At 72.7% G+C, this 11920-nt stretch carries 9 protein-coding genes, 1 other RNA gene and 1 pseudogene; 4 read left to right on the top strand and 7 right to left on the bottom strand.

The annotated features are described in order from the left end of the window. Positions 1-329: pseudogene (locus K313_RS21780) on the bottom strand (DEAD/DEAH box helicase); the annotation flags it as partial. Positions 330-639: 310 nt separating this feature from the next. Further along, entirely contained in the window at positions 640-1023 is a 384-nt protein-coding gene (locus tag K313_RS0118745; protein WP_156911472.1) for a VanZ family protein, read from the bottom strand. 70 nt (positions 1024-1093) lie between these two features. Between K313_RS0118745 and trxA the strand changes: the two genes are divergently transcribed. Next, positions 1094-1552, top strand: a complete 459-nt coding sequence (gene trxA, locus K313_RS0118740) for a thioredoxin (RefSeq protein WP_029212917.1) — start codon at positions 1094-1096, stop codon at positions 1550-1552. A 103-nt stretch (positions 1553-1655) separates the two neighbouring features. On the opposite strand, the gene ssrA is transcribed toward trxA, so the two are convergent. Both ssrA and K313_RS0118735 read right to left on the bottom strand, forming a co-directional pair. Beyond that, positions 1656-2021, bottom strand: a transfer-messenger RNA (tmRNA) gene (ssrA, locus tag K313_RS23270). 128 nt (positions 2022-2149) lie between these two features. Then, positions 2150-2434 carry a hypothetical protein gene (locus K313_RS0118735; protein WP_156911471.1) on the bottom strand — a complete coding sequence of 95 codons (285 nt, stop codon included), beginning with the start codon at positions 2432-2434 and terminating at the stop codon, positions 2150-2152. Positions 2435-2441: 7 nt separating this feature from the next. Between K313_RS0118735 and K313_RS0118730 the strand changes: the two genes are divergently transcribed. After that, positions 2442-3368 carry an isoaspartyl peptidase/L-asparaginase family protein gene (locus K313_RS0118730; RefSeq protein WP_029212915.1) on the top strand — a complete coding sequence of 309 codons (927 nt, stop codon included), beginning with the start codon at positions 2442-2444 and terminating at the stop codon, positions 3366-3368. A 131-nt stretch (positions 3369-3499) separates the two neighbouring features. On the opposite strand, the gene K313_RS0118725 is transcribed toward K313_RS0118730, so the two are convergent. From K313_RS0118725 to K313_RS0118715, 3 genes are all read right to left on the bottom strand, one after another. Then, the gene (locus K313_RS0118725) at positions 3500-4798 is read right to left on the bottom strand and encodes an MFS transporter (protein WP_029212914.1); all 1299 of its coding nucleotides are present in this window, start codon (positions 4796-4798) and stop codon (positions 3500-3502) included. Between the two features lie 125 nt (positions 4799-4923). Next, a complete protein-coding gene (locus tag K313_RS0118720) occupies positions 4924-5973 on the bottom strand; it encodes a 3-hydroxyisobutyryl-CoA hydrolase (RefSeq protein WP_029212913.1) in 1050 nt (349 codons plus the stop codon). 59 nt (positions 5974-6032) lie between these two features. After that, positions 6033-7310 (bottom strand): MFS transporter, encoded by a 1278-nt coding sequence (locus K313_RS0118715; protein ID WP_029212912.1) that lies wholly within the window; start codon positions 7308-7310, stop codon positions 6033-6035. 284 nt (positions 7311-7594) lie between these two features. On the opposite strand from K313_RS0118715, the gene K313_RS0118705 reads away from it, so the two are divergent. Next, complete coding sequence (locus K313_RS0118705) at positions 7595-8179, top strand: AMIN-like domain-containing (lipo)protein (RefSeq protein ID WP_029212910.1); 585 nt, start codon at positions 7595-7597, stop codon at positions 8177-8179. A gap of 224 nt (positions 8180-8403) precedes the next feature. After that, positions 8404-11790 (top strand): pyruvate carboxylase, encoded by a 3387-nt coding sequence (locus K313_RS0118700; RefSeq protein WP_029212909.1) that lies wholly within the window; start codon positions 8404-8406, stop codon positions 11788-11790. Positions 11791-11920: the final 130 nt, after the last annotated feature.

Below are 11920 nucleotides of genomic sequence, written 5' to 3'. Positions count from 1 at the left end.
CGGTTGAACTCACGACGCGGACCACGGTCACCGCGGTCGTCGCGGTTGAAACCGCCACGCTGCGGCCGCTCGTCCCGGTTGAAGGGGCGGCGCTCCGGGCGCTCGTCACGGGTGAACTCGCGACGGGGGCCGCGCTCGTCGCGGGACTCGCTGCGGGGGCCGCGCTCGGCATACGACCGCTCGTCGCGGTTGTAGGGGCGACGCTCGTCGTGGCCGCCGGTGGGGCCCTGGCCGCGGTGAGGCTTGCTCGGGCCGCGACGGGCCTCGAGCTTCTTGGAGGTGCTCCAGCGGGCCTTCTTGGGCGCGCCGGCAGAGGACTGAGGGGACATGAGCTTCCTAGCTGGATGGTCGATAGGCACGCTTCGAGCCACCTGGCGAGGGCAACGATGAAGGCGAGCCTCAGGCTCCGCTGCTGGGAGCCCGGTCGGGCCGGTCGGCTTGCTGCCGCCGGCTGCGTCTCGCTTCTCGTGGGCCGCTCCTGCTGAGCGGCCAAGAAAATCTCGGGGGTTGGTCACCCCTGTGGCTTAGCCAGACCTAGCTGGGGCCCTGTCCATCCGGACGGTGCGCCACGGCCACGTCGAGGTGGTCCGGGGACCGGTTGACGCGAGCCGCACAAGCGAGACTGCTGACGCCAGTCTATCAGGTGCCCGACCGTGCGCCCGACCGTGCCCGGTCCTGTCCGCCGATGACCGACCACAGGGCCACCGCGACGACGATGCCCGCCAGGTCGGCCAGCACATCGCGCCAGTCCGCGGAGCGGTGGGGCAGGACGGACCCCTGCAGCCACTCCGAGACGGGCGCGTGCGCGACGCTGACCAGCACCAGAGGCACCCGCGACAGGCCGCCAGCCAGGCCGGCGAGCACCGGCAGGCCGAACATCAGCGCGTGCGTGATCTTGTCCCACCCCGCGAGCGCCGACACGGCCGCCGGCGGGCTGGGCCAGTAGAGGCCGACCAGCTGCACCACCACCGCCAGCGCGAAGGCGATCAGCAGCACGGGTCGGGTGCGACGAGGGCGGTCCATGAGGCGCCAGGCTAGTGATCTCGGCGCCCGTCCGGGGAATGCACGCCGGACGTCGCTCGTTGCACGGCCCATGAGCACCCGTCAGATCACGGAAGCGACCTTCGAGTCGACCATCCAGGACAACGACATCGTCCTCTACGACTTCTGGGCCGACTGGTGCGGCCCCTGCAAGCAGTTCGCCCCGGTCTTCGAGGCCTCCTCGGACAAGCACGAGGACGTCGTCTTCGGCAAGATCGACACCGAGGCGGAGCAGGGCCTCGCCGTGATGCTCCAGATCACCTCGATCCCCACGATCATGGCCTTCCGCGAGGGCGTGCCGCTGTTGATGCAGCCCGGCGCCCTGCCGGCCAACGCCCTCGAGGACCTGATCACCCAGATCAAGTCGCTCGACATGGAGACGGTCAAGCGGGAGTACGCCCAGCAGGTCGCCGCAGCCGAGGCGCAGCTCGCCCAGCAGCCGGGTCAGCCCGGTGCCGCCGGTCAGAGCGCCACCCCCGGCAGCGGCCCCGCGGACATCCCCTCCGTCTGAGCCCTTCCGGCATACGAGCCCGTATGACGACAAGGCCCCCTCGGTCTCCTGGTGGAGGCGAGGGGGCCTTGTGCTGCAGGTCCACGGCGTGACGTGCCCGATCTGGTGGAGGTGGCGGGAATCGAACCCGCGTCCGCTGACGACGCACCAGGGCTTCTCCGGGCGCAGTGCGCTAAGGATTTTCTCGGCCTCAGGGCTCGCACGCACACGTCCCCTGACAGGCCCAGTCGAGAAGGAGTCCCGCACGCCGTCCCGACACCGGCGTGCAGCAAGATCTCTAGCTGATGCCAGACCCTAGGCCGAGATCACACCTAGGCTGACAGACTTCGGACTCGCTCAGGCGGCGAGGGCGAAGTCGGTGCGCTTGGAATTGGCACCTATTGGTTTGCTGAGGGCGTTAACGAGATAACTCAGCATCCTCGGCCCGCTTCCCCTGACAGATCGACCAACGTCGAAACCGATCACCCCCAAGGGGGTCCCGGTGAGGGGCGGGCACGTCACGCTGTGGACTTGTCAATCAACGACCTGCGCACGGGGCCCAGGTCAGACGTGGAGTCTACCTGTCGCAACGCGCGGCGCTCCACCGCGATTCCCGCGTCACCCCGAGCGGGGTCGGGACTCCATGTACTGCTCCACGGCTCTGCGCGTGGAGAGCCACTGTCCGTCGCTGCGCTGGGTCGCCTCGAGGCGCCCCCGGCGAGCCGCAGCGCGAAGGGCGGTGAGCGACATCCCCGTGTCGACGAGCGCCGTCAGGCGGGTGCGGGGCTCCTCGATCTGCGTTTCGAGGCGGGAGTAGATGGTCGCCCTCGTGGGCCCGCCCCGACGTCCGGTCCCGGCCAGTGCCCCGTCCAGGAGCATGGCGGCGGGGTCGTCATACGACAATGGCCGTATGACGCCGCAGCCTCCTGTCCAGCTCACCCACCTGCCGGCCGGCGAGGGCCCGGCCGTCGCGATCCACGGCGGGGCGGGCGTCGACCCCGCCTCACTGTCGCCCGAGCAGGCCGCGGCCGCGGCGGCTGCGCTGTCCGCCGCCGTCGCCGCAGGCCGCGCCGTGCTCGACGAGGGCGGGGCTGCGCTTGACGCGGTGTGCGCCAGCGTGCGGGTGCTGGAGGACAGCGAGTGCTTCAACGCCGGTCGTGGTGCCGCCCTGACGGTCGAGGGCACCGCCGAGCTCGACGCCTGCGTGATGACCGGAGACTCCCGCTCCGGGGCCGTGACCTGCGCGAACGGCCCCCGCAACCCCGTCATGGCCGCGCGCGCCGTCATGGAGCAGACCGACCACGTGCTGATGGCAGCCCCCGCTGCCGCGTTGCTGGAGCAGTGGGGTCTCGAGGTGGTGTCGCCGGACTACTACGTCACCGAGGCCCGTCGCCGCATGCTGGAGGAGACGTCGTCCTTCCTGGAGTACAAGCACGGAACGGTCGGTGCGGTCGCGCGGGACCGGTCGGGGCGGGTCGCGGCCGCGACCTCGACGGGCGGGATCACCGCGCAGCTCCCCGGCCGGGTCGGCGACACCCCGCTCGTGGGGTGCGGGACCTGGGCGGACGACGCGACGGTCGCGGTGTCGTGCACGGGTCAGGGCGAGCTGTTCGTCCGCGGAGCGGTGGCGCACGAGATCCACGCGCGGCTGCGCTGGGGTGGGCAGGACCTCGCGACGGCGGTGCGCGAGACCATCGACGAGCTCGTGGGTGCGCGTGGCGCCGATGGCGGGCTGATCGCGGTGACCCCGGCGGGTGAGGTGGTGCTGGCGTTCAACTCCCCCGGCATGTACCGCGGCCACGACGTCGGCACCGGCCCCGTCACCGCCATCGGCTGACCCGATCCCGCGCTGAGGCGGAGGTTTGTACGCTCGCAGCTCACGAACGCACGGATTCCGGGCTGGAAACCGGCAGTCTGTGAGCTGCGAGCGCACAAAGGTGCGGGCAGACAGCACTCTTGTCGCGTGGGCTAGCTGCGGGAGGCGGTCGCGGCCAGGCTGCCGGCCGCTGCGGCAGCCACCAGGGCCACGACTCCGGCCACGGCGAGTGGCGCACCCGCGCCCCAGGCCCCGACCACCACGCCGGCCAGGGCGGTGCCGCCGGACGAGCCGAGGTTGGTGATGGTGCTCACCCACGTGCTCGCCTCGGTGCGCAGGTGGGGCGGCGTCTCGACATCGGCCGCCACGAAGGCCACGGTGTAGCTAGGCGACACCGCCAGGCCCGCCCCGACGAGGACGACGCCAAGCAACCACCACGACGTCATCGCCGACGCCACGCACAGCGAGATCCCCAGCAGGGCAAGGGTTCCCGCGAGCTGCGCCGGCCAGGCACGCCGGTGCCGTCGGGCGCCCCACGCGAGGCCGCCGATCACGGAGGCGGCGGCCACGGCTGCCTCGACGTAGCCCGCCCAGCCCGGGTGCCCGGCGGCGTCGGCGCGGGCGGCGACCCCGGTGTACATCAACGCGCTCGCGCACCCGAAGCCCGCCATGAGGGCGAGCAGCCGCCGCATCCCGGCGAGTCCGAGGGGTGAACCCCGCCGTCCTGGCGCCGCGGCGCCTCCAGACGCCGGTGCGTCGCTGGGTCGGGGTGCGTCGCTGGGTGCGGGCGAAGCACCCGGCCCGGCGAGGACTTTCGGATCGTCCAGATCCGCCGCGGCCGCGGTGACGGTCGCGGCCGGGGAGCTCACGAGGCCGGCCGCCCCGACCGCGATGAGCCCGGCGACGAGCACGAGCCCGTGCCAGGCGGGTCCGCGGGCGAGCACGGCGGCGGCCACGACGGGGCCGACGAGATAGAGCGTCTCCTCGCAGACAGCGTCGAGCGAGTAGGCCTTGACCCGCGCCGGCCCCTCGGGCACGAACCAGCGCCACTGCGCCCGCATCGAGGGCCCGAGGGCCGGCGCCGTGAGGCCGAGCAGGACCGAGATCGCCAGCCACGCTGCCGCAGGGGCGCCCCCAGACCCGCGGGCGACGAGTGCCGCGGCGCCGAGGACGAGCACGAATCCCGCTGCGACGCAGGTGAGCACGACGCGCTGGCCGTGCCGGTCGGCGAGGCGGGCCTGCACCGGCATGACGAGGGTCGTCGAGCCGAAGACCGCCATGGCGGCGGCCGCGGTGGCGAAGCTGTCGGTGGACTGGCGGACGGTGAACAAGAAGGTGAGCGGGAGCACGGCATACCCGAGTCGACCGACCAGGGCGAGCACGAAGGTGCGCGCGACGACGGGATCAGCGAGGAGGGTGCGATAGCTCCCGGCAACGGCGGTGCCGGACATGGGTGACTCCGATGGGTGGGGCCGCGGTGCGGCCAGGGCAGAGGGCACGGCGATCCACCCACCGACGAGGGTGGGTGGTGCTGGCGCCTCTATACCGTCCGGATCACGTGGTCACCCTAGCGCCCTCAGCGGACGAACATGCCCTGCACGACGTCGTGGGGTACGTCCTCGACACGGTCCCAGAGCCACTGCGGCGGCGCCCCTTTGCCCTTGTCGACGAGCACCACGCGCACCCCCTCGGGCATGTCCGACCGCTCCCAGAAGTGCCGGCCGAGGACCCGGTCCTGCTGCAGCACCTCCTTGATGCTGCGCATGCGGGCGGCCCGGCGCACCGCCTCCAGCGCGACGGCGACGGACAGCGGGGACTTGGTCCGTATGTCGGAGGCGCACTGCCTGGCCTCCTCGCTGCCATGCGCCTCGAGCCGCCCCAGGATCACCGCTGGGTCGTCGCCGGCGAAGCACTCGTCGATCCAGCCGCGTTGCGCGACAAGGGGGCTCGTCGGGTCGACGTCACCGACGGACGGGTCGAGCCGCTCCCCGTCCGCGAGTCTGTCGAGCAGAGAGGGGATCTCGTCGGAGGGGATCAGCGCGTCCGCGAATCCCGTTGCCACAGCGTCCGCCCCGGTCATGGACGCTCCGCTCATGGCGAGGTAGGGGCCCAGCTCGCCCGGCGCCTTGGCGAGCCACCAGCAGCCGGCGACGTCGGGGAAGAAGCCGATCGCGGTCTCGGGCATGGCCAGTCGCGTGCGCTCGGTGGCGAGGCGCAGGGAGCCGTGCGCGGAGACGCCCACTCCTCCGCCCATCACGATGCCGTCCATGAACGCCACGTAGGGCTTGGGGTACGTGGCGATGGCGGCGTTGACCTGGTACTCGTGGTCCCAGAACACGACGGCATCGTCACGTCCCTCGAGGGTCGCCTCGCGCGCGGCGCGCATGTCGCCGCCGGCGCACAGCCCCTTGGGTCCGACGCCCTCGATGCTGACGCTGGCGACCTCGTCGTCCCCACCCCAGTCGTGCAGCTGCGCCAGCAGCGAGTCGACCATCGAGGTGGTGAGGGAGTTGATGGCCCGGGGCCGGTTGAGCAGGATCCGGCCCAGCGCCCCACGGCGCTCGTAGAGGACTTCGTCGGTGTGCCCGGGGCGCGGCGTGGCGGTGGTCGGGGCTTCTTCCGGCATACGGACTCTCCTGCTGACAACGGGGATCGACGCTGACCTGCTATGGCTCCATGACGAACCTATCGCGCGGCCCGCCGCACGAGCAGCCCGCACCCACCCACGACCGCCGCGGCGGGCAGGCAGGACAGCGCGAGCGCGGGGTAGCCCAGCCAGCCGACGATCACCCCGGCCAGGGCGCCGCCCACGGCGGCGGTCAGCCCCATGACCAGGTCGGCGAGTCCCTGGACCGGCGCCCGGGCGCCCAGCGGGGTGGCGCCCACCAGCGCGGACGACGCCCCGATCAGCGCGAACGACCAGCCGAGCCCGAGGCCGAACAACGCGGCCGAGAGCAGCCAGGACGCGCCTTCGTGGGTGGTCGCGGCGGCCACGATCGACGCGCCCTCGATCACCGCGCCGGCGAGCACGACCCGCCAGCCACCCCACCGGTCCACGAGGCGACCGACGAGGGGGGAGAAGGCGTACATGCCGAGGATGTGGCCGCTGATCGTCAGCCCGATGAGCCGGATGCTGGCGTCGCCGTGGCGCATGTGGATCGGCGTCATGATCATCACCGACACCATGACCGTGTGGGCGAGGGCGATCGCCACGACGCACGCGCCGACCGTGTGGTGGGTCCGCACGACGCGCCAGGCCGAGGGCACCTCCACCCGCGTCGCCCCGGCCGCCGCCGCGGCGCGCTCCTCGTGGTCGGCGACCGCGCGGGCCACGGCGAGCGGGTCGGGGCGCAGCCACAGGGAGAGCAGCCCGATGGTGACGCCCAGCGCCACCGCCGTGATCAGGAACGCTCCGGTGAGCGCCGGCAGGCCCAGCCGCGTCGCGAGCGTCCCGCCGACGTCGGCCAGGTTGGGGCCGAGCACCGCACCGATCGTGGTGGCCCACACGACCGTCGACAGGTCCCGACCGCGATGCTGGTCGCTGGCCAGATCCGTTGCCGCAAAGCGAGACTGGGAGTTGGACGCGCTGGCTGCGCCGAACAGCGCCGCCGCCACCAGCAGGAGCGGGAAGCTGCGGATCACCCCGGCCAGCACGCACAGCAGCGCACCGGTGGCGCCCACGAGATAGCCGATCGACAGCCCGACCCGACGGCCCCGCCGGGTCATCACGCGGGACAGCAGGTATGCCGCCACCGCGGTCCCCGCCACCTGCGCGGTCTGGCTGAGGCCGGCGAGCTCCTCGCGCCCGGAGACGTCCGCGGCCAGCAGCGAGGCGACCGTGATCCCGGTCGTGACGCCGACCCCGCCGACGGCGTTGGTGACGGCCAGCGTCCGCACGGTGCGTCGCTGCAGCTCGACCCGGTCCGGGCTCCCGGCGAGGTAGCGGTCGGCGTCGATCGTCACCACCCGAACCTACCGGCTGCAGGCCTTCCCCTGAGACGCCCTGGGACCTATCCTGGAGTAGACCCGTCGCCACGCGACGGGTGCCTGCAACCCACCGGCCGCCTCGGCGGCCGAGACCGACGCCTCGTCTCCCCCGGCCACACCGGCTTGCCTGCCCTGGCGCCACCCGAGGCCCGGCAGCACGCCCCGGCCTCCCTCGCCGTCGGTCGGCGCAACGCCCCGGCCGGCGCCGCCCGTGCCCGCGACCTCGCGGCGGGCGACCTGCATCCATGGGGGACGTAGACATGAGAACCACCCATCACCTGACGTCGGGTGCGGCAGCCGCGGCTGCCGTCCTGACGGCGGCCACCAGCCTGGCCGTCCTCACCACCGGTCCCGCGACCGCGGCACCCACCACCCGCTCGGCCTGCGCCACGACGTGGGGGTCGCTGGACGAGGCCTCCACCAGCACCGCCGACGTCCGCGTCCTCGGCGCCCGGGCCGGCCGGCACGCCTGCTTCGACCGCCTGGTCGTCGACCTCGGACCGGCCTCGACCCGCACCGTCGGCTACCACGTCGGCTACCGGTCCCGGTTCACGGACATCGCCAAGGGCGACACGATCCCGCTGCGGGGGGCAGCGGACCTCGTCGTCACGGTGCAGGCGCCCGCCTACACCCCCGAGGGGCGCCCGACCTATCGGCCGGCCAACCGCCTCGAGGCCGTCCGCGTCTCCGGCTTCAGCACCTTCCGCCAGATCGCCTTCGGCGGATCCTTCGAGGGGCAGACCACCTTCGGCGTGGGGACCCGGGCGCGGCTGCCCATGCGGGCGTTCGTCGTCAAGGACGCGACCAGGCAACGCCTGGTGGTGGACGTCGCCCACACCTGGTAGGCGGGTGCGTCACGGAGTGGCATCGCCCGCGCGTCGGGCGATGCCCCTCCTGTCCCCGGCCATCGCGCGTCGCCCGTCGCCCGTCGCCGCAGCGCACGACGGGCAATCGCTCCCGTCATACGGACTGACCAGGACGGGCCGACCCCCGCTCCCTAGGCTGGCCGCAGAGTCGGCCGGCCCGCCCGGCCGGCTGCCTGTCCAGCCACTCCCCGAGGGAGCACCCCATGTTCCGCAAGGTCCTCGTCGCCAACCGTGGTGAGATCGCCGTCCGGGCGTTCCGCGCCGCCACCGAGCTCGGCATCACGACCGTGGCCGTGTTCCCCTACGAGGACCGCAAGGCGGAGTACCGCCTCAAGGCCGACGAGGCCTACCAGATCGGCGAGGAAGGGCACCCGGTCCGGGCCTACCTCGACGTCAAGGGCATCGTCAAGGCGGCCAAGGAGGCTGGAGCCGACGCGATCTACCCCGGCTACGGCTTCCTGTCGGAGAACCCCGACCTCGCTCAGCGCTGCGAGGAGGAGGGCATCACGTTCGTCGGGCCCGCGCACACCGTGCTCGAGCTCACCGGCAACAAGGCCCGCGCCATCAAGGCCGCCGAGGAGGCCGGGCTGCCGATCCTGCACGACAGCGAGCCCAGCAACGACGTCGCCACCCTCGTGGCGGCCTCCGAGGAGATCGGGTTCCCGCTGTTCGTTAAGGCCGTGAGCGGCGGCGGCGGACGCGGCATGCGCAAGGTCGACTCCCCCGACGCGCTCGAGGCCGCGATCGTGGAGGCGCAGCGCGAGGCGGGCAGCGCGTTCGGCGACGACCGGATGTACCTCGAGGAGGCCGTCGTCTCCCCGCGCCACATCGAGGTGCAGATCCTGGCCGACGCGACCGGCGAGACGATCCACCTGTTCGAGCGGGACTGCTCGGTGCAGCGTCGCCACCAGAAGGTCGTCGAGGTCGCCCCCGCCCCCAACCTCGACCCCGAGCTGCGGGACCGGATGTGCGCGGACGCGGTGCGGTTCGCGCGCCAGATCGGCTACGTCAACGCCGGGACCGTCGAGTTTCTCCTCGGACCGGACGGGCGCTACGTCTTCATCGAGATGAACCCCCGCATCCAGGTCGAGCACACCGTCACCGAGGAGGTCACCGACGTCGACCTCGTGTCCAGCCAGCTGCGTATCGCCGCCGGCGAGACGCTCGCCGAGCTGGGCCTCGCCCAGGACTCGGTCCGGCTGCGCGGCGCGGCGCTGCAGTGCCGCATCACGACCGAGGACCCGTCCAACGGCTTCCGCCCCGACACCGGCCGCATCATGGTCTACCGCTCCCCCGGCGGCGCGGGCGTCCGCCTCGACGGCGGCACGGTGTTCGACGGCGCCGAGGTGGGCGCGCACTTCGACTCCATGCTGGTCAAGCTCACCTGTCGCGGGCGCGACTTCGCGACCGCCGTGCAGCGGGCCCAGCGGGCGCTGCAGGAGTTCCGCATCCGCGGCATCTCCACCAACATCACCTTCCTCGAGTCGCTCATCAGCGACCCCGACTTCATCGCGGGGCGCATCACGACGAGCTTTATCGAGGAGCGGCCCTCGCTGTTCGACAACCGCATGCCCGCCGACCGCGGCACCAAGCTGCTGACCTACCTCGCGGGCATCACCGTCAACCAGCCCCACGGCCCCCAGCGCACCGAGCGCTCCGCCCGCGAGAAGCTCCCGCACCTGCCCGAGGACGTGCTGCGCGCCGAGCCGCCCGCCGGCTCGCGCCAGCAGCTGCTCGACCTCGGCCCCGAGGGCTGGGCCCGAGCCCTGCGCGAGCGCACCTCCGTCGCCGTCACCGACACGACCTTCCGCGACGCCCACCAGTCGCTGCTCGCGACCCGCGTCCGGACGCGGGACATGCTGCACGTCGGGCCCTACGTCGCGCACATGCTGCCGCAGCTGCTCTCGGTGGAGGCGTGGGGCGGCGCGACCTACGACGTGGCGCTGCGCTTCCTGCTCGAGGACCCCTGGGAGCGGCTGGCCAAGCTGCACGAGGCGATGCCCAACCTCCCCATCCAGATGCTGCTGCGCGGGCGCAACACGGTGGGCTACACCCCCTACCCGCTGTCGGTGACCAACGCCTTCGTGGCCGAGGCGGCCCGCACGGGCGTCGACGTGTTCCGCATCTTCGACGCCCTCAACAACGTCGACCAGATGCGCCCCGCGATCGAGGCCGTGCGCGAGACCGACCACGCCGTCGCCGAGGCCGCGCTCTGCTACACCGGCAACATGCTCTCGCCGGGCGAGCAGCTCTACACCCTCGACTACTACCTGCGCCTCGCCGAGCAGCTGGTCGAGGCCGGCGCCCACGTGCTGGCGATCAAGGACATGGCGGGTCTGCTGCGCGCGCCGGCCGCCGCCCAGCTCGTGCGGGCGCTGCGCGAGCGCTTCGACCTGCCGGTGCACCTGCACACCCACGACACCGCCGGCGGTCAGCTCGCCACGCTCGTCGCGGCGATCGACGCCGGCGTCGACGCGGTGGACGTGGCGGCGGCCTCGATGGCCGGCACCACCTCCCAGGTCTCGATGTCCGCGCTGGTCGCGGCCACCGACGGCACCGACCGGGCCACCGGGCTCGACCTCGACGCCGTCATGGACCTCGAGCCCTACTGGGAGGCCATCCGCCGGCTCTACGGTCCGTTCGAGTCCGGGCTCGCCGGCCCGACCGGTCGCGTCTACACCCACGAGATCCCCGGCGGGCAGCTGTCCAACCTGCGCCAGCAGGCGATCGCGCTCGGGCTCGGCGACCGGTTCGAGGCCATCGAGGACATGTACGCCGCCGCCAACGGGATCCTCGGCAACATCGTCAAGGTCACCCCGTCGTCCAAGGTCGTGGGCGACCTCGCGCTCGCGCTCGTGGGTGCGGGCGCGGACCCGGCGGCGTTCGAGGCGGACCCGCAGAAGTTCGACATACCCGACTCGGTCATCGGCTTCCTCAACGGCGACCTCGGCACCCCGCCCGGCGGCTGGCCCGAGCCGTTCCGCACCAAGGCCCTCGAGGGCCGGCGGACCAAGCCCGTCGAGACCGAGCTGTCCGGCGAGGACGAGCAGGCCCTCGCCGACGAGCCTCGGATGACGCTCAACCGCCTGCTCTTCCCCGGGCCCACCAAGGAGTTCGTGGCGGCACGCGACACGTTCAGCGACCTGTCGGTGCTCAACACGCGCGAGTTCCTGCACGGCCTGGCGGTCGGCGAGGAGCACGAGGTGCAGATGGACAAGGGCAAGACCCTGCTCCTCGGCCTCACGGCGATCGGCGACGCGGACGCCCGCGGCATGCGCAACGTCATGGTCACCATCAACGGCCAGATGCGCACGATCGAGGTGCGCGACGAGTCCGTGAAGTCCAACGTCGCGGCCGCCGAGCGTGCCGACACGACCCGTCCGGGGCACGTGCCGGCGCCGTTCGCGGGGGTCGTGACCCTGGCGGTCGGCGAGGGCGACGAGGTCGCGGCCGGCGCGCAGGTCGCCACGATCGAGGCGATGAAGATGGAGGCCGCCATCACCACGCCGGTCGCCGGTCGGGTGTCGCGGCTCGCGATCGGGGCGACGCAGGCCGTCGAGGGCGGGGACCTGATCGTCGTCGTCGAGTGACCTCCCTCAGGTAGTCACATCGACCTGGGTTCGCACGTTGGCTGCCAGCCTCGTCTTGGACAGTTTCTGGGCGAGGAGGGTGATGGGATGCCGGGTCGGACTCCGACGGGTAAGCGGTCTTGGTCGAATG

Origin of the sequence: Arsenicicoccus bolidensis DSM 15745 (genome assembly GCF_000426385.1) — a bacterium.
Classification (GTDB): Bacteria; Actinomycetota; Actinomycetes; order Actinomycetales; family Dermatophilaceae; genus Arsenicicoccus; species Arsenicicoccus bolidensis.
Note: the sequence above shows the minus strand (reverse complement) of the source record. Positions and strands in the feature narration are given on the sequence as shown.

Bases quoted from the DNA above. Each gene is read 5' to 3' on its own strand.
- K313_RS0118725 (WP_029212914.1), bottom strand. From the start codon at position 4,798: ATGTCCGGCACCGCCGTTGCCGGGAGCTATCGCACCCTCCTCGCTGAT.
- K313_RS0118745 (WP_156911472.1), bottom strand. From the start codon at position 1,023: ATGGACCGCCCTCGTCGCACCCGACCCGTGCTGCTGATCGCCTTCGCG.
- K313_RS0118720 (WP_029212913.1), bottom strand. From the start codon at position 5,973: ATGCCGGAAGAAGCCCCGACCACCGCCACGCCGCGCCCCGGGCACACC.
- K313_RS0118700 (WP_029212909.1), top strand. From the start codon at position 8,404: ATGTTCCGCAAGGTCCTCGTCGCCAACCGTGGTGAGATCGCCGTCCGG.
- K313_RS0118705 (WP_029212910.1), top strand. From the start codon at position 7,595: ATGAGAACCACCCATCACCTGACGTCGGGTGCGGCAGCCGCGGCTGCC.
- K313_RS0118730 (WP_029212915.1), top strand. From the start codon at position 2,442: ATGACGCCGCAGCCTCCTGTCCAGCTCACCCACCTGCCGGCCGGCGAG.
- trxA (WP_029212917.1), top strand. From the start codon at position 1,094: ATGAGCACCCGTCAGATCACGGAAGCGACCTTCGAGTCGACCATCCAG.